Genomic DNA, 19,939 nt, shown 5'->3' with positions numbered 1-19,939 from the left:
TCCGGCGTGATCACGATCCAGGGGGATGAGCCTGGCTCACGCGCATCCTGTCTACGATGTGCTGACAGCCGGACGGAGGATGCATGGCAGGCGCGCAGGGCACGCAACAGATGCAGATCGGCGCGGTGGCCGAGGCCACCGGGCTCTCGCTGCGCACCATTCGCTACTACGAAGAGGTGGGCTTGCTCACACCCACGGCCAGATCGGCCGGCGGCTTCCGGCTCTACACCGAGGCAGATGTCGAGCGGCTGCGGGTCGTCACCGGGATGAAGCCATTGGACTTCACTCTGGAGGAGATGCGCGAGCTCCTGGACGTGCGGGAGACGCTGGGCCGCACTGACCTTTCCGCGCAGGACCGCACAGTAGCCCTGGACCGGCTCGCCCACTACGAAAGCGCCACTGAAGAGCGCTGCAACAGGCTGCGCCGCCGGCTGCGCACTGCGGAGAGCTTCATCCAGTCGCTGCGAGAGGAACGCGCCGCCAGCGCAGCCCCATCGTCCTGATCCAGGCCAGGGGCATCCCACTCGCCGAGACACTTGCGCAACCCTCACCCAACGTGAGGGTAGAGTAACGCCGCGTGTCCCACGACTCCCCCGCCCCTGTGCCCGATCCAGCCCCGTCGCCGCGCCCGGTGACCGGCGCGCCGGAGGCTGACGAGTCCTACGGCGTACTCGCCGCCCTGAAGTCGCCCCGTCGGCTGCGCACCGAAGTACTCGCCGGCATCGTGGTGGCGCTGGCGCTGATTCCCGAGGCCATCTCGTTCTCCATCCTTGCGGGAGTGGACCCCCGGCTGGGACTCTTCGCCTCATTCACGATGGCCGTCTCGATCGCCTTCCTCGGCGGCCGGCCGGCCATGATCACGGCAGCGACCGGCGCGATCGCCCTGGTGATCGCGCCGGTGGCTCGTGATTACGGCGTCGACTACTTCATCGCCACGGTGATCCTGGCCGGAATCCTGCAGGTGCTCTTCGGCGTGCTCGGCGTGGCCAAGTTGATGCGGTTCATTCCGCGGATGGTGATGGTCGGGTTCGTCAACGCACTCGCCATCCTGATCTTCATGGCCCAGCTGGAGCACCTCATCGGTGTGCCGTGGGCCGTGTACCCGCTGGTGGCGGTCGGGATCGCGATCATGGTGCTGATGCCCCGGTGGACGAAGGTCGTGCCGGCTCCGCTGGTGGCGATCGTGCTGATCACCGGCGCCGTCGTGCTGGCCGCGATCAACGTTCCCACGGTGGGTGATCAGGGCGACCTGCCGGATTCGCTCCCGGAACTGTTCTTCCCGGATGTGCCGCTCACCATGGAGACGCTGCAGATCATCGCACCGTTCGCCGTCGCCATGGCGCTGGTGGGCATCCTGGAGTCCCTGATGACGGCCAAGCTGGTCGATGACATCACCGACACGCACTCGAACAAGACTCGCGAGACCTGGGGCCAGGGCGTGGCCAACATCATCACCGGCTTCTTCGGCGGCATGGGTGGCTGCGCCATGATCGGCCAGACGATGATCAACGTGAAGGCCTCCGGTGCGCGCACCCGGATCTCCACCTTCCTCGCCGGTGTGTTCCTGCTCATCCTTGTGGTCGCCCTCGGCGACGTGGTGGCGATCATCCCGATGGCCGCGCTGGTGGCGGTCATGATCATGGTCTCGGTGGGGACATTTGACTGGCACTCGATCAAACCGAACACCCTCAAGCGACTGCCGAAGACGGAGATCACCGTGATGGTGGCCACCGTGGTGGTGACTGTGTGGACGCACAACCTCGCGTACGGGGTGCTGGCCGGTGTGATCATCGCCGTGATCCTGGTGGCGCACCGGGTCGCTCACCTCACCACCGTGACTCGCCTCGATGCGAGCGATGAGGACGATACCCGCGTCTACGCCGTGACCGGTGAGCTCTTCTTCGCCTCCTCGAACGATCTGTACTACCAGTTCGACTACACCGGCGACCCGACGAACATCATCATCGACATGTCCCAAGCACACATCTGGGACGCCTCCTCGGTAGCCGCTCTGGACGCGATCACCACGAAGTACGAGTCCCGCGGGAAGAACGTGCGGATCGTCGGGATGAACGAGGACAGTGCCCGCCGACACAAGCTCCTCGCCGGGCACCTTGGCGGCGGCGAGCACTGAGCGCGGACCACACCGAGAGTGTCACCCGAACATGCCCCGGGGTTACTGGGGAGAGCGTGCCTCCGCTAGCACCACGCGAGCAGCCCGCTCCCCGACAGCTGCCAGCGATCGGTTCTCACGCACCCACGCCGCGCGGCGCTCGTGTTCGCTCTGGTGGTCGGCCGCCCGCAGTGCCGCGATCATCAGCCGGGCGGCCTCGTCGGCGGTGTGGGCGCCCACCCATCCGAGTCGCTCTTCCTCGACCAGCCGTGCCGCCGGGGAATCGGTCGGTCCGGTGAACACCACCGGGGTGCCGCACCCGAGTGCAGCGAACATCTTCGTGGGCATCGCGAAGTCGTAGCCGATTCCCGGCCGCAGACTCACCAACGCCGCCTTGGCCCGCCGCTGCCAGCGGGCCGACTCGGCCGCGCTCACCGGATCGAGCAGCCTCACCGCACCGCCGGGCAACCCGGCAGCCAAGGCGCTGAGCCGATCCCACGAACTGCCCTGCCCGAGGAACACCACCTGAGCGTCGGGGATCTCCGCCAGCACCTGCGGCATCGCCTCGGCGAAGACCTCGGCCCCCTGCCACTCCGACGCAGTGCCGGCGTACAACAGGAACGGCACCCCGCCCGGTTCGAATCCACCTTCCCGGCTCGAATCCCCTTCCGGACGGCGGGACGTGGATTCCTTCCCGGAAAGTGGATTCGAACGCTCGGCCCTCGACTCGTCCTCCCCAGGTGTGAAGATGTCGGTGTCCACGCCGTTACCCACAGTCACCGCATGCCGCGCCCCGAGCTCGACCACCCGCTCGGTGACGCCGTCAGAGACTGACAGCACCGCGGCCGCCCCGCGCAGCACCCACGACTCCAATGCGCGCACCAGTCGCACCACCACTGCGGGGGCACCGGTCGATGCGGCAGCATCGGACCACACGTCGGCCGCGTAGTACACATAGGGCACACGCCGTAGCGCGGCGATCACGCGCACCACCGCGCCGGTCGTGGGCGGGGGCTCGGCCACGTACACATCCGGTCGGCGCGCGCGCAGCATCCGCCACGCCACTGGCACGTCGAAGCTGAGGTACGGCAGATATCCGCGCACGTAACCGGCCGCGTCGCGCAACACCGGCGCACGGAGCACCCGGGCAGGCAGCACGCCACCGGCGGGTGGCTCACCAGCGGACGGGACGCCGTCGGGCGACTGGACGGTCAGCACCTCCACCCGGGCACCTGACCTAACCACGCCGCGCACGAGTGCGGCCAGGCGAAACGAGGCGGCCGAAGGTTCCGGTGTGAAGATCCGGGACACCAGGGTCACCCGGGGCCGCATCCTCACCCCAGCTCCACCGTCCGGCCGGTCTCGGCGGAGGTGAGCACCGCCTCGGCCACGGCCACCGTGGCCAGTCCCTGCGCCATGGTCACCACATCAGCCGGCTTGCCGAGCACCGCGTCCCGGAAGGCCTCGTGCTCGGTGCGCAAGGGTTCCGGCTTGTCGATCGCGAACCGCACCACATCCCCTTCGGAGACGCCGCGGAACTGCGCCACATCGGCCCAGGTGGTGGCCACCAGCCCGTTCGCGTGGAAGGTGAGGTCGGCGAGCAGGGTGTCGGCCACGAAGGCGCCCTTCTCCCCGGTCACCACGGTGACCCGCTCCTTCATCGGGGAGAGCCAGTTCACCAGGTGGTTGGTCACCACACCGCCGGTGAGCATGCCGGTCACCGACACCAGGTCCTCGTACTCGCGCCCGGACTTGTTCGCCGTCCGGGCGGAGACGGCGGTGTACTCGCGCTGGGACACCCAGGCGGTGAGGTCGATGTCATGGGTGCCGAGATCCTTGACCACGCCCACATCAGCGATCCGGGCCGGGAACGGACCCTGACGCCGGGTGGCGATCTGATACACCTCGCCAAGGTCGCCTGCCTCGAGCCGCGTGCGCAACGACTGCAGGGCGGGGTTGTACCGCTCGATGTGCCCCACAGCGCCCACCAGCCCGGCGGCCTCGAACGCCTGCGCGAGCTCGCGCGCGCCGGTGCTGTCAGTGGCGAGCGGCTTCTCGATCAGGGCATGCACCCCGGCGGCCGCGAGCGCCAACCCGGTCTCGGTGTGGAATCGGGTGGGCACCGCCACCATCGCGTAGTCGATCCCGGCGGCGATCAGCTCATCGACGTCACGCAGCACCGGCAGATTCCCGGCCACACCGTGCGGATCCCCGCCCGGATCGGCCACCGCCACCAGGTCCACACCATCCACCTGGCGCAGCACACGGGCATGGTGGCGCCCCATCATGCCCAGGCCGATCAGTCCAGCTCGCAGGTTCGTCATCGCCCACCCCCGACGGCGGCTGTGACCGCATCGATAATGCGTTCCAGATCCGCCTCGCTCAGGCTGGGATGCACCGGCAGGGAGAGGACTTCACGGGCGGCCTGTTCCGTGGCGGGCAGATCCAGGCCGGGGGCGTACTCAGCGAGGGAGGGCAGCCGGTGGTTGGGGATCGGGTAGTACACCCCGCACCCCACCCCCTGCTCCCGGATGCGATTCACGACGGCGTCGCGCTCCTCGCCCGTGGCCCCATCGAGTCTGATCGTGTACTGGTGGTACACATGCGTGGCGCCGGGCGCCACGGTCGGGGTCACCACACCCGGAAGGCCGGCCAGGCCCTCGGTGAGAGCGGCGCCGTTGCGCTGGCGGGCAGCGGTCCACTCCGGCAACTTGGCGAGTTGTGCACGCCCGATCGCGGCGTGCACATCGGTCATGCGCGCGTTGAATCCGACGAGCTCGTTCTCGTACGGGCGATCCATGCCCTGCGTGCGCAGCAAACGGAGAGTGCGCGTCATCTCCTCGGTGGCCACCGAGACCATCCCGCCCTCACCGGACGTCATATTCTTCGTGGGATAGAGGGAGAACATCGCGAAGTCGCCGAAGGTGCCCACCGGGTCCCCGTGCAGGGTGGCTCCATGCGCCTGGGCCGCGTCCTCGAAGATTCTCAGACCATGCTGATCGGCCACCGCCTGCAGGCCGGCCATATCGGCAGGGTGACCGTACAGGTGGACCGGCATGATCGCCGCGGTGCGCTCGGTGACGGCGGCAGCCACCGAGGCCGGGTCGAGGCCGAAGGTGTCCAGCTCGATGTCGGCGAATACCGGGGTGGCCCCGGTCAGGGCCACGGAGTTGCCGGTGGCGGCGAAGGTGAACGAGGGCACGATCACCTCATCTCCCGGCCCGATCCCGGCGGCGAGCAGTCCCAGGTGCAGGCCGGCGGTGCCCGAGTTCACGGCCACGCAGGTGCGGCCACCCAGCAACGCATCTGAGAACTCCTGCTCGAAGGCGGCCACCTCGGGGCCCTGAGCGAGCATGCCCGAACGGAGCACTCTGTCGACGGCGTCGCGTTCCTCGGCGCCGATGATCGGCTTCGCGGCAGGAATCTGAGGCTGGTTCACCGGACGTCCTCCTCGGCGGGTCGGTTCTCTGCGTTCTCGGTCGTTTCTTGGCTGCCAGTGGTCTCGGCGTCGTCAGCAACTCGCAGCACACCGTCGGCCTCGACGTACCGCTCGCCCGTACGTGGGCAGGCCCAGGTGATCGTGCCGGTCCCGGCGTCGGCCGTCTGCCGCAGCGGCACTCCCGCCCGGCCCACCCAACCGATCCGGCGGGCTGGTACCCCGGCCACCAAGGCGTGGTCAGGAACATCCTTGGTCACCACCGCCCCGGCGGCCACGGTGGCCCACCGGCCCACGGTCACCGGTGCCACACAGACGGCGCGGGCTCCGATCGAGCACCCTTCGCGGAGGGTGACCCCGACCGGGGTCCAGTCGGCACCGGACTTGCGGCCGCCGTCGGGGTTGATGGCGCGGGGGAACTGGTCATTCGTCAGCACTGCCGCTGGGCCGACGAATACGCCGTTCTCGAGCAGCGCCGGCTCGTACACCAGGGCGTGATTCTGCACCTTGCAGTTCGCGCCGAGGCGCACACCGGTTCCGATATAGGCACCGCGGCCGATGATGCACCCCGGGCCGATGTCGGCGTTCTCGCGCACCTGAGCAAGCTGCCAGATGCTCGTTCCCTCACCGATCACGGCGCTGGGATCCACCTCGGCAGAGTCAACAATCACACTCTGCACACTACTTGGTACGGGCGCGCACGGCGCGCGTCCCAGAGCCTGCGCTACAGCAGACGATCGTCCATGCGGGCACGATCACGGCGGTGATGAAGCAGGGCGATGACCTCGACTACCTGCACCTCATCATCGTACGCGTGGGCCCTCACACCTGCCAGAATGACGACCATGCCCACCCATGCCGACACCTGGCTCGTGGTGCCGCTGTACAACGAGGCACCTGTGATCGGCGAGGTGATCGCCGGCGCACGGGGCGCATTCGCAAACATCGTGTGCGTGGATGACGGCTCGTCGGACCGTTCGGCCCACGCCGCCGAGGAGGCGGGCGCGGTGGTCATCCGGCACGCCACCAATCTCGGGCAGGGCGCGGCATTGCAGACTGGGATCGACTTCGTGCTCGGGCAGACTGACGCGCAGTACCTCATCACCTTCGACGCCGACGGGCAGCACCAGGTATCCGACGCCGCCGCGATGTTGCGACGCGCCCGCGAGGAAGACCTCGCCGTGGTCTTCGGCTCCCGGTTCCTGGACGACCGCACCAGGGCTGGATTCCTCAAACGCCTCGTGCTCAAGACCGCCGTGTGGGTGACCAACCAGTCCACCGGGTTGCGGTTGACGGACGCCCACAACGGGCTGCGCGTGATCCGGCGTGACGCCGCCGCCGGGGTGCGCCTGCGCCAGGACCGGATGGCACACGCCTCCGAGATCGTGCTGCAGCTGGGCCGCACCCGGCTACCGTGGGCGGAGCACCCGGTGCACGTGCTCTACACCGACTACTCCAAGGGCAAAGGGCAGTCGCTGTGGAACGCGGTGAACATCCTGGTGGAGTTGATGTTCAGATGAGCCCGGTCGAGCAGGGGAGGTGAGCGATGGACCAGATCTGGATCCAGCTGGTGCTGCTGATCGGCGTGGCGATCGTGACGGTGCTGCTCACCCGATCCACCGCCGACGCTCGCCACCAGGCCATCCGGCGAGTGCTGCTGGTGATCTTCGCGATCGTGACCGCGAGCGCCATTCTGTACCCCACCTGGCTCTCCCGGCTGGCCGCGGTCCTCGGTGTGGGCCGCGGCACGGACCTGCTCCTGTACGGCCTGGTAATCGCCTTCCTCTCCTTCATCGCCACCAGCTACCGGCGGATGAAGCAACTCGATCGGCGAATCACCGAACTCACTCGCACGATCGCCTTGACCCAGGTCCGCCAGGAACGCGCAGGGCTCCCCACGGTCCACGCCCCTCGCACCGAGATCGGCGGATCTGACCGCACACCGGATGAGGATCCCGACGACCGGTGATCCTCCTTCACGCCCTGCTCGCCCTCCTCGTGGGAGCGGCGCTGCTCGTGGTGCCGGGGGCGCTGGCCCTGCGCCTAGTGGGAGTACGCGGACTTCGCCTGCTCGCCGCCGCACCACCACTGACCTTCGCGATCCTCGGCATCACGGCGATCGTCGCCGAGGGGATGGGCTTGCGATGGGGTGTTCTGGCCGCTCTCGCCGGAACCGCGGCCGCCATCGGATTCGCCCTGGGTATGCGTGCGTTCGGCACAATCCTGACCGCAGAGGAACCGCCGCGCACCAGCACCGGTGAGCGTGCCGCCCTGCTTGCCGGGGTGCTGCTGAGCTGGATCCCGGTGTGGATCGGCACCGGCGGCCCGGACCAGATGTTGCAGCGCTGGGACGCGCTGTTCCACCTCGGCGCGCTCCGGCTGATCACCGAGACCGGGTCGGCCTCCTCACTCACCCTGGGCGCCCTCTCCTACGGGACGGGCCAGGACGGCGTCTACCCGGCTGCATGGCACGCCTTCACCGCACTGCTGCCCACCTCATCGCCGACGGCGGCCGTCCTGGTCTCCGCGTCCCTCACCTCGGGCGCCACGTGGGTGATCGGCAGCGCGGCCCTGGCCCGGGAGCTATGGCCCGGTACCCGGTACGCGGCTGCCGTGGCGGCGGTTGCGGCCGGAGTGGCCACGGCGACTCCAATGGCGCTGTGGGTGGGGTGGGGACACCTGCCGAACGCCGCCGCGCTGGCCATGGTGCCCGGCGTGCTGGCCTGTGCGCTGCACTGGCTGGTCAAAGCCCGGCCACCCACCTCAGGGGCGCGGACCGGGGCGGTGATCGTGGTGCTCGCCGCTGCGGGAGGCCTCGGCCTCGCCCATCCCAACGCTGCCCTGGCGCTCGCCGCCCTGCTGCTGGCCCCGGTGGCCTGGCTGCTCGGGTGCGCGGCACAGAACTGGTGGCAGACGGGGCGGCGAGGGGTCGCCGTCGGCGTTCCGGTCGGTGCCGTGCTTCTCGTGGCGGCGGCGACGGCGGGACTGCTGCGCTCGCCGCTGGCAGCGGCAGTGACCGGGTACACCGGCATCGCTACTGACTCCCTCCCGGTGGCGATCGGTGAGGTGGCGGCCGGCTGGTATGACCTGTGGGCGCACCCGGCCACGGCGATCGCAGTGATCGGCGCTCCGGTTGGCGCATGGCTGGCGTGGCGGCGCGGTGCGCCGTGGGTGGCGGGGATGCTGGCCGTGGTGTGGGTGCTCTACGTCGACGCCGCCACCGGGGGCGAGCTGGGGATCTCCGGGCTCTGGTATTCGAGCACTGCACGGCTCAGCGTGGTCGTGGCGATGGTGACGCTGCCGTTGGGTGCGGGGGCGTTGCTCGTGGGGGTGCAGCGCATCCGGAGGCGGTTCCTGGAGCGGGGCGGGGCGCATTCCGGCCGTCCGGTGCTCCTGTTGACGAGTGCCCTGGCGGGGCTCGTGGTGGTGGCGTTGGTGGTGACGTCGTCGGTGTACACCGCGCGGCGCACGGCCGAGGTGTTCGGGGTGGACTCCGGAGGTGCGCCCCGGTTCGTCACCGCACCCGAACGGGAGATGTGGGAGGACATCACTGCCGAGGGTGGTGTGCTCAGCGATGGGTCGGCCGGAACGGTGCTCGGCAACCCGTTCTCCGGCACGCCGTTGCTGTACAGCCTGTATGGCCAGGACGTGGTGTTCCCGGTGGCCGGCCAAGTGCTCTCGGAGGAGCAGGAGGCAGTGCTCGACGGGTTCGCCGCGCTTGCCGACGGCGTGCCGTGGGGTGATCCGCAGTTGTGCTCGGCCCTGGGCGCGCTCGAGGTGCGCTACCTGTATCAGGACTCCGAGCCGTATCAGCGCGCGAACGACTACGCGCCATTGGACACGGTGGAGGTGTCCGGTGCGCAGGTGGTTGCCGAGGGCGGGACCGCTCGGCTCGTGGAGTTGCCCCCCTGCCGCTGAGGAGCGGCTCACCAGTTCAGGTCCGATGCTCTCTCATCGGCCCTATCGGTGATCCAGATCACTCTCCTGCACACAACCTCCGCACATCGCACGCCTCCTATTCGCCCAGATCAGCGCGCCATTGCTTACGATCTAGGGGATGTCCACCACACCCTCCCGTGCCGCTCAAGGGCCACGGCACAGCCGCCGGGCTCCCGGCCGCCGCGCGCTCCCCACCGTCATGGCGGTCGTGCTGTTCCTGGTGACCTTTGCCGGGACCGGTGCCGCCTTCGCCTACCAATCACTGCAGGGCGGCGTGGATCGGCACAACTTGGACGACATCCTCGGCACCGATCGGCCCACCAACGGCTCCTCCGAACCCGACAATCCCGACGACGCCCTCGAGGGTGAGGCGTACAACGTGCTCGTGATGGGCACCGATTCCCGGGACGGTGAGGAGAACGCCGACCTCGGTGGCGGCGCGAACTCAGTGGAGGGCATGCGTTCGGACACCACCCTGCTCCTGCATGTGGCCGCCGATCGCTCCCGCGTGGACGTCGTTTCGATTCCCCGCGACCTGCTCGTGACGATTCCGAGTTGCTCGCTGCCGGACGGCTCCTCCACCTACGAGCAGTACGACGCCATGTTCAACGGCGCATTCGCCCTGGGCGGGAGCACCGGCGATGTCGGCTACGCCGCCGGTTGCACCGTCCGCACAGTCGAGGCCATGACCGACATCTACATCGACGACTTCGTGGTGGTCGATATGGCTGGGTTCAAGGACATGGTGGACGCCATCGGGGGTGTGGACATGTGCTTCGAGGAGGACATGTACTCCGAGGACGCCAAGCTCGATATCACGGCCGGCTGCCACACCCTCGACGGTGAGACCGCCCTCGCTGTGGCCCGCGCTCGTAAGGGCGTCGGCCTGGGTGACGGCTCCGACATCGGCCGAATCGACCGTCAGCAGGAGCTGCTCACGAACATGGTGGAGCAAGTGCTGGACCGCAACATCCTGACCAACTCCACCGAGCTCTACCAGTTCCTGCAGGCAGCCACCTCCTCCCTCACCACGAGCGACCGGATCGGTAATCTCACCACCATGGCAGGCCTGGCGTACTCGCTGCGCGGCACCGATGTGGACGAAGTGAACTTCGCGACGATTCCCTTCGACTGGGCCGGCAACCGGGTGCGCCCGAACTACCTCACCGACGAGCTCTGGGCCTCCATCCGCGAGGACGAGCCGATGGTGTTGCCCCCGGACGAGGACGCCACCGACGAGGAAGCGACCACCGACGACAGCACCGAAGTGGACGGTTCCTCGGACGCGTCCGGCACCCAGGGCTGAACGGCCTGCGGTCCGCGCGCCTGCGGCTGCAGCCGCATACGGTCGGGCTACTCTCGTGCTGCCGGGCCGTCGGCGGCGACCAACCAAGGAGCTGAGACCCACCCATGACTGATGAGGACCGCTTCGACTCCGGCGACCCGTTCGCGGACAAACCGCGCCGGGCGCCCGGTCGGCGGCCTCGCCCCGGCGGCACGGGCAGCACAGGTGGCAGCCGCGCTCGCGAAGGTGGACCCGCGCAGCCGGTCAGCGGCGAAAGCGGCCGGTCATCGGGTGAGACCTCTCCCGCGCGGGCGCCGCGAGCGACGCCGCCGACCCGGCGACCCGCCACTCCGAGAGCCTCGCGCGAGGCCCGGCCGCCCAGCTTCGCCCCTGGCGGGGGTGCTGGGCGCAGGGAACCGGGCAACGGGCCGGTCGATGCCACCCGCACGATGCCCGCCTCGAGTGCCGCGTCCGGCGACGATGCTCGCCGCCCCCCAGCACCCCCGGCACGCCCTCCGAACCGGCCGCAGTCACGCCCCCCGAACCCGCCACCTGGTGGCAGCGGGGGCTCCGGACCACGACCGCCCGCCGGGCCCGGCGGGGCAGCACGACGGCGACGCGTCCGGCGCCGGCGGATAGTCACGGTGCTGGTGCTGCTGCTCGTCCTGGTACTGGCCTGGCCCGTGGGTCTGCTGATCTGGGCGAACGGGCAGATCAACCACGTGGCCGCCACGAACGACGACCTGAGCACCGATGGCACCACGTACCTGCTCGCTGGCTCGGACTCCCGGGCCGATTCCGGACTGGACGGCGACACCACCGAGGGGCAACGCACCGACACGATCATGCTGCTCACCTCGCCCCCCAGCGGGACGCCGTCGTTGATCTCCATTCCACGCGATACCTACGTGGAGATCCCCGAGTACGGCCCGAACAAACTGAACTCGGCCTACGCCTACGGCGGGCCGGAGTTGCTGGTGGACTCCGTGCAGTCGCTGACCGGTATCGAGGTGGACCACTACGTCGAGATCGGGATGGGCGGCGTGGCCGACATCGTCGACGCGGTCGGTGGCGTGGAACTGTGCCTGGACTATGACGTGGACGATGCCGACTCCGATCTGGTGTGGGAGGCCGGCTGCCACCCTGCCGACGGGGAGACCGCCCTAGCGTTTGCCCGGATGCGCAAGGCCGACCCCCTCGGTGACATCGGCCGCACCCAGCGCCAGCAGCAGGTGATCCAGGCCGTCACCTCGACGGTGGCCGACCCGAGCCTGGTGTTCCGCCCGGGTGAGCAGGTACGGCTGGCCAGCGCCGGTCTGGGAGCGCTGGACGTCTCCGAGGGCACCGGCATCATCGACCTCGGCCAGATGGCGCTCGCGTTCCGCAATGCCACCGGATCCGACGGCGTTCGAGGCACTCCCCCGGTGGCCGACCTGGACTACCGGCCCGGCGGGGTCGGATCCACTGTGCTGCTCGACCCCGACCTCGCTCCCGCGTTCTTCGAGGCAGTGGCCGATGGCACCGTCACCGAGGCCGACCTGCAGCAGTACTGAGCTGCCCACTCCCGGAACCGCTCGCCACGGGCGACAGTTCACCCAGCCAGTGGAGTGAACGACAGCAGGCCATTTGACGACCGATCCCAGCGCGGGTGTGGTTCCCTGGTCTTCATGAGCACGCACACGAACGACCGGACCGTCATCCACCGGCTGATGACCACGCCTGGCCGATGGGCCGTCGTCGGGCTCTCCGCGAACCGGAAGCGGACCGCCTATGAGGTGTCCGGCTACGTGCAGAGCCTGGGCCACGAGATCGTGCCGGTGCACCCGCGAGCAGAAGAGGCACACGGTGCGACGGGGTACGCGAGCCTTGCCGAGGTGCCCGGTGAGATCGACGTGGTCGACATCTTCGTCAACTCCGATCTGGCCGGCGGCGTGGTGGACGAGGCGATCGCGGCCGGCGCGAAGGCGGTGTGGCTCCAACTGGACGTCATCGACGAGGCCGCCGCCGAACGCGCCCGTGCGGCCGGACTCGACGTGGTGATGGACACCTGCCCGCTGATCGAGGGGCACCGGCTGAGCCTGCGCTGAGGCCCAGCCGGCCACCCGCCTCAGAACCGGTTGTCACCGCCGAGCAGGTTCCCGAAGCCGCCGAGCACCGACCCTTCACCGCGGTCACGCCCACCGGTCTGCGGCGCTGCTGCCAGCATGCGACCGGCCATCCGGGAGAACGGCAACGACTGCAACCAGACCTTTCCGGGTCCGGTCAGGGTCGCCAGGAACACACCCTCACCGCCGAAGACCATGCTCTTCACACCACCGACGGCGCGCACGTCCATGTCCACGCCTGCGTGGTAGGCCATCACGCAGCCGGTGTCGACGTCGATGCGCTCGCCCGGAGCCAGTTCGCGCTCGACCACCGTGCCGCCCGCGTGCACGAAGACCCAGCCGTCACCCTCAAGCTTCTGCATGATGAAGCCCTCACCGCCGAACAGGCCGGTGAGGATCTTGCGCTGGAAATGGATCCCGATGGAGACGCCACGGGCGCCGGCCAGGAAGCTGTCTTTCTGACAGATGAGCTGGCCCCCGTGGTCGGAGAGCTTGATGGGCAGCACCGAGCCCGGGAACGGGGCGGCGAAGGAGACGTGCGCCTTGCCCGTGCCCTCGTGGGTGAACATCGTGGTGAACAGCGACTCGCCGGTGATCACGCGCTTGCCGGCCGACATCAGCGTGTCCATGAAGCCGCCACCGCCGGCACCCTGGGCGGGAGACCCGTCTCCGAAGACCGTGTCCATCCGAACCGAGGCATCCTTGACCATCAGCGCACCGGCCTCAGCGATCGCCGTCTCGCCCGGATCGAGCTCGATCTCCACGAACTGCATGTCCTCGCCGATGATGCGGAAGTCGATCTCGTCAGTTCCGCGGCTCGCCGCCGGTGGTGGGGGCGGGGGCGGAGGTGAACCCGCCGAGGAAGCGAACTCGGGCACTGCGTGGATCGGCAGCCACTCCGCGAATCCTTCCTTCCAACAGTGCCCGTTCGGATCGCGGGCCGCCTGTGCACGGGCCTGCTCATCCTCGAACGGACCACTGCGCTCGCCGTTGTAGGTGAAGAACCACTGACTCATCTGCACGCTCCTTCGTCGAGATACCGCCAGCGGCACCCTATCGGCCCGGCGCCTCTCCCCCTAGCGCTCGGAGCACGGCACGTTTCATTCGCGGCCCGATGGGCCGCTCCACACACCGGTGCACGAGCCAGGCCAGCGTCAAGGAGACGGCAGTTGCGGCAGTCACCGACACCACCGGACCCACATGGTCACGCAGCCCGGCGATCACCCACCAGCCCCAGTACTGGTGCAACAGGTACACCGGATACGTGAGCACACCCGCCGTGGTGAGCCACCGCCACTCCACCCGGGACCATCGGGTGAGTGCGATCAGCGCCACCGCCACGAAACACCCCACCACCAAGGCACCAAGAAGGCGCGGTTCGAGGGCATACGGAGTGTTCTGCGCCACCTGATCGCTGAGACCGGGCACGGTGTGCCACACCGCGAGCGCCGCGTTGCCGATCAGCAGGAGCCAGCGCACCGGCGTATGCCCGCGCGAGTAGAGCAGGTACAGGAGCATCCCGCCGGCGAAGAACGGAGCGTGCCGGTAGATCAGCCAGTCCCACAGCCACGGGAGCCCCGATTCCGCGAGTGCCCAACCCGCCAGCGGCCACAGTCCGGCGAACCACACCACGCGCCGGGCCGTCAGTCCGACGACCACGAAGATCCCCATCAGCAGGTAGAACTTCAGCTCCACCCACAACGTCCAATACACGCCATCCACGTGTGGTACCTCGAAGGCGGCCTGGACCATCGTGAGGTTCATGGCGATCTGCCCCAGCCCCGGTGCCCGCCCCGGGTTCCACATCAGCAGCAGCAGCGCACTGGTGGCCAGCACAGCGGCCCAGTAGGCCGGGTAGAGGCGAGCCACCCGGGAGGCGATGAAGTAACGCCATCCCCGGCCCTCCGCCGTCATCAGGATCACGAATCCGGAGATCACGAAGAACAGGTAGGGCGCGAGCGCACCGTAGCCGAACCAGACGCCAGCGCGTGCGGTGGCGTCCTCCACGGGTTGCCCCCAGACGGGGCCTTCGACCTTGTCGAATGCGGCGTAGTGGTAGCCGAGCACGGCGATCGCGGCCGAGAACCTCAGGCCATCGAGCAGCCGCAGGCGACCGCGGGCCGGGGCGGCGCGGTCCGAGGAAAGGGATCGGGTCATCTCGGCCATATGTCACAGAACGATAACGCTCGGAGTGAGTGCCATGCACCTTCGGCTCGCTGCGGCGCGCGTATTCTGGTCGGATGCGCAACTCGTGGCGAGCTCTCCTGACGCTGTCCGTGGTCGGCCTGCTCGGGCTGAGCGGATGCTCACTCCTGCAGGATCAGGCCGAGGATGTGGTGGAACACGCGATCGAGGAGGCCGTGGAGGGTCTCAACCTCACCGAGGGTGTGCCGGAGGGCTACCCGGGTGATGCGGTGCCACGGGTGGACGGGGAGGTGCGCGGCGCTTCGCGCTCCACCGATGAGGGCACCGAGTACGTGCTGCTGGTGACTGCCGATGACGCCGGATCGGCCGCCGCCGACCTCCTCGAGGAGGCGGGCCTGGAGGAGCGGCACGCGGTCTCCTCGGAGAGCGGTCGCCTCGCGGAGTACTCCGGTGACGGCGTTCATGTCACCCTGATCGCGTCCGGCACCCGGGTGGTCTACGTGGTGCGCCCCGCCTGACGGCGCAGGTTCAGTTCCCGAAGCCGGTGCGGTGGCCGCGCTTCGCCCGCAACCGGGCACCCTTCTCCTCGGCCGTGGCCCGCAGGGCCTCCTGGAACTCGCCCATCCGCTCCCGCAACCGGGCAGCGTCGGCGTCTGAACCGGCGCCGAGGATCCGTGCGGCGAGTAGGCCCGCGTTGCGCGCTCCACCTACGGAGACCGTGGCCACCGGAACTCCGGCGGGCATCTGCACGATGGAGAGCAGGGAGTCCATCCCGTCCAGGTGCTGCAGTGGCACGGGCACACCGATCACCGGCAGTGGGGTCACCGCGGCGAGCATCCCGGGCAGGTGCGCCGCTCCCCCAGCTCCGGCGATCAGCACGCCCAGCCCGCGGCCGCTGGCCTGTTCGCCGTAGCGGATCATCTCCTGCGGCATCCGGTGCGCGGAGACGACATCCACCTCGCACTCGATCTCAAATTCCTCGAGTGCCGCCACGGCCGCCTCCATCACCGGCCAATCCGAATCCGATCCCATCACCACGCCGACGCGAGCACCCATCGTCACCGACCTCCCAGCAGCGCTGCTGCCTCTTGAGCCCGACGGCGCACCGTGGGCAGATCCGTTCCGGTCACCGTCACGTGACCGAGCTTGCGTCCCGGGCGCACCGACTTCCCGTACAGGTGCACCTTGGCCTCGGGATAGGCCGCCATCAGGGCGGTGTAGGCCTGTGTGGGGTCCTCCAGTTCGGACCCGAGCACATTGACCATGACCGCGACCGGTGCAGTCAGGTCCGTCGCGCCCAGCGGGAGGTCAAGTACGGCCCGCAGGTGCTGCTCGAACTGGCTCGTCACCGAGCCTTCGATGGTGAAGTGGCCGCTGTTGTGCGGGCGCATCGCGAGTTCATTGACCAGGATCACCCCGTCGGCGGCCTCGAACATCTCCACCGCCATCACCCCCGTGACGTCGAGTCCCTCGGCGATCGCGTGGGCCACGTCCACGGCGTCCTCGGCCAGATGCTCAGGAAGATCCGGGGCCGGCGCGACGACTTCGGCGCATACCCCCTGGCTCTGCACCGTCTCCACGACGGGCCAGGACCGCATCTCACCGGACGGACGCCGGCCCACCAGAACGGCGAGCTCGCGCCGGAAACCGACCCGCTCCTCGAGCAGCACCTCGCCACGCGGGTGCTCGAACCAGGGCAGCACGGCGGCAACGGATTCGTCATCCGAGCCGGTCAGCACCTGCACACCCTTCCCGTCATACCCGCCGACAGGTGTCTTAGCCACGATGGGCCAACCCACCTCTGCGCCGAAGGCCTCGATGTCCGCAACCGAGGTGGCCGAAGCCCATCGCGGGCACGGAACGCCCAATTCGGTCATCCGGCGGCGCATCACGATCTTGTCCTGCGCGTGCCGCAGCGCCTGCGCTCCCGGCTGCACGTTCACGCCGTCGGCCACGAGTGCAGCAAGAACCTCGGCGGGGACGTGTTCGTGTTCGAAGGTGAGCACATCCGCCCCGCGAGCGATACCGGCCACCGCGTCAGCATCGGCCGCAGCACCCACGCGGGAATCGGGAACCACCTGCGCGGTGGCCCCGTCGGCAGCCTCGACGAGCGCCTGAAGCCGGATCTGCAGCGCGCCGGCGGGTTCAGCCATCATGCGAGCGAGTTGCCCGCCGCCAACCACAGCTACTACTGGTCCCATGAGGGCTCACCCTACCGACGGTTATCCTGACGAGGTGACCGAGTCCACTGAACGCGCTCCCGGCAGCGCCCCGCGCCTGTCGGCGCGGCTGTTCACGTGGTTCGGTGAGCTGACCCGATTCGGCACCGTCGGACTCGTCGCCTTCATCGTCGATACCGGCCTGATGAACCTGCTGCGATTCGGCCCGGGTGAGATCCTTGGTCACAAGCCACTGACGGCGAAGGTCATCTCGGTCACGGTGGCCGTGCTGATCGCATGGCTGGGGAACCGCTACTGGGCGTTCGCACCCAAACGAAGCGCCGAGACGCCAGCGGCCCGGAGCAAGGAGCTCGTCCAGTTCGCGATCGTGAACGTGATCGGGATGGCAATCGCCGTCGGTTGCCTCGCCGTCTCGCACTATCTGCTCGGATTCACCTCCCCGTTGGCGGACAACATCTCGGCCAACGGGGTCGGGCTGGTGCTCGGGACCGCGTTCCGGTACCTCGCCTACCGGTACTGGGTGTTCACCGGGCCAGTGCCGCGGCCACCAGCTCAGTCGGCCGAACAATCGCCCACGCGCGCGCAGCGATGAGCCCCGCCCGGGCCTGACCCGGGTCAGCGGCGGCGCTGGCGCCGGCCCACCACCACCAGGGAGCCGGGCGGCAGCACCACGTCCGGATCCAGCCGCTTGGGCACCGCGTTCAGGAAGATCGCGAACACCGGGGGGCGGCGCTGCGCCAACTCGAGCCGGCCGCCATCGGCAGTCACCAGGTCACGTGCCAGCCCCAGGCCCAGGCCAGTGCCTCGACCGGAGGTGACGTGCCGATCGAAGATGCGCGGCGCCAACTCATCGCTGACCCCGGGGCCCTCGTCTGCCACTTCGATCACCACACCGGTCTCGGCGCCCGTCTTGGAGGGGCGCACCCGGACCGTGGTGGTTCCTTCGCCGTACTTGAGGGAATTCTCCAGCAGGGTGGCCAGGGCCTGAGCGAGCGCCCCCGGGGTGGCGAAGACGGAGACGTCGGAGGCGTCACCGAACTCCACCTTTCGCCCGGCACGCTGATAGGTCTGCGCCCACTCTTCCCGCTGCTGGGCGAACACCTCGTCCAGATGCAGTGCCTCGGTGGTTCCGCCGTCGGCCTTGCGAGAGGCCTTCAGTAGATCGTCCACCACGTGCACGAGCCGCTCCACCTGTTCCAGCGAGATGCGGGCCTCATTACGGACCTCCTCGTCCTCGCTGAGCAGCTGAATCTCCTCCAGGCGCATCGAGAGCGCCGTCAGCGGCGTACGCAACTGGTGGGAGACGTTGGCCGCGAACTGCCGCTCGGCCGCGATCCGGCCCGCCATCCGATCACTGGTCCGGACCAACTCGGCAGCCACCAGATCGATCTCCTCCACCCCGGAGACCTCGATCCGCGGGCGCACCTGGCCCGAACCGATCTGCTCGGCGCTCGCGGCGAGGTAGATCAACGGCGCCGCCAGCCGGCGAGCTTGCCAACTCGCCACCACGGCGGCGAGGCCGAACGCCACCACCGAGGCGATGATCACCAGGATCACCACCTGAGCACCGCGCCAGAAAAGCAAAGACGCGCTGATCTCCAGCCTGACTTGAGCGCCGGAGACGGACGTGCTCTCGGCCTCGAAGACCTCGTCCGGACCGCCGACATCCGGCCCAGCAACAATCTCCGTGCCGTTCGGCAGCACCACGGTGACCCGTGCCGGAGTGCCCGAATCGGCATCGACCCACCGGTCGAGGAACTCCTGGTCGATCGGGGTGTTCAACCCCAGCCGGGTCTCCACGTTGCGCGTGACGGACTCGGTCCGTACGCGCAGGTTCTGCTTCACGCTGTCCTGCACCATCAGCGCGCCGAAGATCGCCATCGGCCCGCCGAGGAGGAGCACCGCGACCGTCACAGCCGCGATGGTGGCCGTCAGGACGCGTCTGCGCAGGTCAGTTCACCCCGCCCTCGAACCGGAACCCCATGCCGCGTACGGTCGCGATGTACCGCGGCGCGTTCGCATCGTCACCGAGCTTGCGACGCAACCAGGACACGTGCATGTCCAGGGTCTTCGTGGACCCATTCGGATCCGAGGCCCACACTTCACGCATCAGCGTCTCCCGCGAGACCACCGACCCGGCCTCGCGGACCAGGACCCGTAGCAATTCGAACTCCTTCGCGGTGAGCTGGAGCTCGCGCTCCCCCTGGAAGGCTCGGTGCGCCGCCACCTCCACGCGCACATCCTGTGCGGAGATCTCCTCCTCATCGCCGCCTTCCGAACCGGCACGCCGCAAGAGTGCCCGCACCCGCGCGAGCAGTTCAGCGAGGCGAAACGGCTTCGTCACGTAGTCATCGGCTCCGGCGTCCAGGCCCACCACGAGATCCACCTCATCGGCGCGCGCTGTGAGCACCAGGATCGGCGTGGTCAGGCCTTGGTTGCGGATCCACCGCGCCACATCGAGGCCATCCATATCCGGAAGTCCGAGATCGAGCACGAACAGGTCCGCATGGGTCGCCTCATCGATCGCCCCGCGTCCGGTGCCGTGCACCGACACGTCATACCCCTCGCGCGTCAACGCCCGCGCCAGCGGCTCGGCAATGGCCGGGTCATCTTCTGCTAATAGAACTCGGGTCACAGTGCCATGCTAATGCCAGGTGGAGTCATGGGTGCCAGATTCACCCGCCCGCACGTCGCAGCACGTCGATGCGTCCACTACCCGAGCCCCCGGCCCCGCCC

The 19,939-nt window shown here is 68.9% G+C and carries 20 protein-coding genes; 10 read left to right on the top strand and 10 right to left on the bottom strand.

The window, feature by feature from the left end:
• The first annotated feature begins 83 nt into the window (after positions 1-83).
• A complete protein-coding gene (locus LQF10_RS05390; RefSeq protein ID WP_231066461.1) occupies positions 84-503 on the top strand; it encodes a MerR family transcriptional regulator in 420 nt (139 codons plus the stop codon).
• 128 nt (positions 504-631) lie between these two features.
• Positions 632-2,134, top strand: coding sequence for a SulP family inorganic anion transporter (locus LQF10_RS05385; protein ID WP_231067252.1), 1,503 nt, complete (start codon positions 632-634; stop codon positions 2,132-2,134).
• Positions 2,135-2,176: 42 nt separating this feature from the next.
• Here LQF10_RS05385 and LQF10_RS05380 read toward each other — a convergent pair whose 3' ends face one another.
• From LQF10_RS05380 to LQF10_RS05365, 4 genes are read right to left on the bottom strand one after another with little or no spacing between them, the layout of a single operon-like run.
• Complete coding sequence (locus LQF10_RS05380; RefSeq protein WP_231066460.1) at positions 2,177-3,433, bottom strand: glycosyltransferase family 4 protein; 1,257 nt, start codon at positions 3,431-3,433, stop codon at positions 2,177-2,179.
• A gap of 14 nt (positions 3,434-3,447) precedes the next feature.
• Positions 3,448-4,437 (bottom strand): Gfo/Idh/MocA family protein, encoded by a 990-nt coding sequence (locus tag LQF10_RS05375; protein WP_231066459.1) that lies wholly within the window; start codon positions 4,435-4,437, stop codon positions 3,448-3,450.
• Positions 4,434-5,552 carry a DegT/DnrJ/EryC1/StrS family aminotransferase gene (locus LQF10_RS05370; protein WP_231066458.1) on the bottom strand — a complete coding sequence of 373 codons (1,119 nt, stop codon included), beginning with the start codon at positions 5,550-5,552 and terminating at the stop codon, positions 4,434-4,436. Before LQF10_RS05370 ends, LQF10_RS05375 begins: the two co-directional genes overlap by 4 nt.
• Positions 5,549-6,229 (bottom strand): acyltransferase, encoded by a 681-nt coding sequence (locus LQF10_RS05365; RefSeq protein ID WP_231066457.1) that lies wholly within the window; start codon positions 6,227-6,229, stop codon positions 5,549-5,551. The genes LQF10_RS05370 and LQF10_RS05365 overlap by 4 nt, the downstream gene beginning before the upstream one ends.
• Before the next feature lie 156 nt (positions 6,230-6,385).
• On the opposite strand from LQF10_RS05365, the gene LQF10_RS05360 reads away from it, so the two are divergent.
• The 6 genes from LQF10_RS05360 to LQF10_RS05335 all read left to right on the top strand — a co-directional run bounded on the left by LQF10_RS05360 (position 6,386) and on the right by LQF10_RS05335 (position 12,860).
• Positions 6,386-7,069 (top strand): glycosyltransferase family 2 protein, encoded by a 684-nt coding sequence (locus LQF10_RS05360; RefSeq protein ID WP_435531431.1) that lies wholly within the window; start codon positions 6,386-6,388, stop codon positions 7,067-7,069.
• A gap of 26 nt (positions 7,070-7,095) precedes the next feature.
• Positions 7,096-7,518, top strand: coding sequence for a DUF2304 domain-containing protein (locus LQF10_RS05355; RefSeq protein WP_231066455.1), 423 nt, complete (start codon positions 7,096-7,098; stop codon positions 7,516-7,518).
• A complete protein-coding gene (locus LQF10_RS05350; protein ID WP_231066454.1) occupies positions 7,515-9,467 on the top strand; it encodes a DUF6541 family protein in 1,953 nt (650 codons plus the stop codon). The genes LQF10_RS05355 and LQF10_RS05350 overlap by 4 nt, the downstream gene beginning before the upstream one ends.
• Positions 9,468-9,606: 139 nt before the next feature.
• Entirely contained in the window at positions 9,607-10,794 is a 1,188-nt protein-coding gene (locus LQF10_RS05345; RefSeq protein ID WP_231066453.1) for an LCP family protein, read from the top strand.
• A 623-nt stretch (positions 10,795-11,417) separates the two neighbouring features.
• A complete protein-coding gene (locus tag LQF10_RS05340; protein WP_231066452.1) occupies positions 11,418-12,326 on the top strand; it encodes an LCP family protein in 909 nt (302 codons plus the stop codon).
• A 114-nt stretch (positions 12,327-12,440) separates the two neighbouring features.
• On the top strand, positions 12,441-12,860 hold the full coding sequence (locus tag LQF10_RS05335; RefSeq protein WP_231066451.1) for a CoA-binding protein: 420 nt from the start codon (positions 12,441-12,443) through the stop codon (positions 12,858-12,860).
• Between the two features lie 20 nt (positions 12,861-12,880).
• Here LQF10_RS05335 and LQF10_RS05330 read toward each other — a convergent pair whose 3' ends face one another.
• Positions 12,881-13,894 (bottom strand): TIGR00266 family protein, encoded by a 1,014-nt coding sequence (locus tag LQF10_RS05330; protein ID WP_231066450.1) that lies wholly within the window; start codon positions 13,892-13,894, stop codon positions 12,881-12,883.
• 37 nt (positions 13,895-13,931) lie between these two features.
• On the bottom strand, positions 13,932-15,035 hold the full coding sequence (locus LQF10_RS05325; RefSeq protein WP_231066449.1) for an acyltransferase family protein: 1,104 nt from the start codon (positions 15,033-15,035) through the stop codon (positions 13,932-13,934).
• 83 nt (positions 15,036-15,118) lie between these two features.
• Here LQF10_RS05325 and LQF10_RS05320 point away from each other — a divergent pair, with 83 nt between their 5' ends.
• On the top strand, positions 15,119-15,541 hold the full coding sequence (locus LQF10_RS05320; protein ID WP_231066448.1) for a hypothetical protein: 423 nt from the start codon (positions 15,119-15,121) through the stop codon (positions 15,539-15,541).
• Between the two features lie 10 nt (positions 15,542-15,551).
• Here the strand turns inward: LQF10_RS05320 and purE are convergent, their stop codons facing one another.
• On the bottom strand, positions 15,552-16,079 hold the full coding sequence (gene purE, locus LQF10_RS05315; protein ID WP_231066447.1) for a 5-(carboxyamino)imidazole ribonucleotide mutase: 528 nt from the start codon (positions 16,077-16,079) through the stop codon (positions 15,552-15,554).
• 2 nt (positions 16,080-16,081) lie between these two features.
• The gene (locus tag LQF10_RS05310; RefSeq protein WP_231066446.1) at positions 16,082-17,176 is read right to left on the bottom strand and encodes a 5-(carboxyamino)imidazole ribonucleotide synthase; all 1,095 of its coding nucleotides are present in this window, start codon (positions 17,174-17,176) and stop codon (positions 16,082-16,084) included.
• 82 nt (positions 17,177-17,258) lie between these two features.
• Here LQF10_RS05310 and LQF10_RS05305 point away from each other — a divergent pair, with 82 nt between their 5' ends.
• Positions 17,259-17,795 carry a GtrA family protein gene (locus LQF10_RS05305; protein WP_231066445.1) on the top strand — a complete coding sequence of 179 codons (537 nt, stop codon included), beginning with the start codon at positions 17,259-17,261 and terminating at the stop codon, positions 17,793-17,795.
• A gap of 23 nt (positions 17,796-17,818) precedes the next feature.
• On the opposite strand, the gene LQF10_RS05300 is transcribed toward LQF10_RS05305, so the two are convergent.
• Together LQF10_RS05300 and LQF10_RS05295 are read right to left on the bottom strand one after the other, a co-directional pair.
• A complete protein-coding gene (locus LQF10_RS05300) occupies positions 17,819-19,153 on the bottom strand; it encodes a sensor histidine kinase (protein WP_231067251.1) in 1,335 nt (444 codons plus the stop codon).
• Between the two features lies 1 nt (position 19,154).
• Entirely contained in the window at positions 19,155-19,838 is a 684-nt protein-coding gene (locus tag LQF10_RS05295) for a response regulator transcription factor (protein ID WP_231066444.1), read from the bottom strand.
• Between the last annotated feature and the right edge of the window lie 101 nt (positions 19,839-19,939).

The sequence above is a fragment of the Ruania halotolerans genome, from assembly GCF_021049285.1.
In the GTDB taxonomy this organism is placed as follows: domain Bacteria; phylum Actinomycetota; class Actinomycetes; order Actinomycetales; family Beutenbergiaceae; genus Ruania; species Ruania halotolerans.
This window is presented reverse-complemented; position numbering and strand designations above follow the sequence as displayed.

What these genes read in the sequence shown, in the direction of transcription:
- LQF10_RS05375 (WP_231066459.1), bottom strand. Translation starts at nt 4,437, where the DNA reads ATGACGAACCTGCGAGCTGGACTGATCGGCCTGGGCATGATGGGGCGC.
- LQF10_RS05390 (WP_231066461.1), top strand. Translation starts at nt 84, where the DNA reads ATGGCAGGCGCGCAGGGCACGCAACAGATGCAGATCGGCGCGGTGGCC.
- LQF10_RS05320 (WP_231066448.1), top strand. Translation starts at nt 15,119, where the DNA reads ATGCGCAACTCGTGGCGAGCTCTCCTGACGCTGTCCGTGGTCGGCCTG.
- LQF10_RS05335 (WP_231066451.1), top strand. Translation starts at nt 12,441, where the DNA reads ATGAGCACGCACACGAACGACCGGACCGTCATCCACCGGCTGATGACC.
- LQF10_RS05360 (WP_435531431.1), top strand. Translation starts at nt 6,386, where the DNA reads ATGACGACCATGCCCACCCATGCCGACACCTGGCTCGTGGTGCCGCTG.
- LQF10_RS05345 (WP_231066453.1), top strand. Translation starts at nt 9,607, where the DNA reads ATGTCCACCACACCCTCCCGTGCCGCTCAAGGGCCACGGCACAGCCGC.
- LQF10_RS05330 (WP_231066450.1), bottom strand. Translation starts at nt 13,894, where the DNA reads ATGAGTCAGTGGTTCTTCACCTACAACGGCGAGCGCAGTGGTCCGTTC.
- LQF10_RS05310 (WP_231066446.1), bottom strand. Translation starts at nt 17,176, where the DNA reads ATGGCTGAACCCGCCGGCGCGCTGCAGATCCGGCTTCAGGCGCTCGTC.
- purE (WP_231066447.1), bottom strand. Translation starts at nt 16,079, where the DNA reads ATGGGTGCTCGCGTCGGCGTGGTGATGGGATCGGATTCGGATTGGCCG.
- LQF10_RS05355 (WP_231066455.1), top strand. Translation starts at nt 7,096, where the DNA reads ATGGACCAGATCTGGATCCAGCTGGTGCTGCTGATCGGCGTGGCGATC.
- LQF10_RS05325 (WP_231066449.1), bottom strand. Translation starts at nt 15,035, where the DNA reads ATGACCCGATCCCTTTCCTCGGACCGCGCCGCCCCGGCCCGCGGTCGC.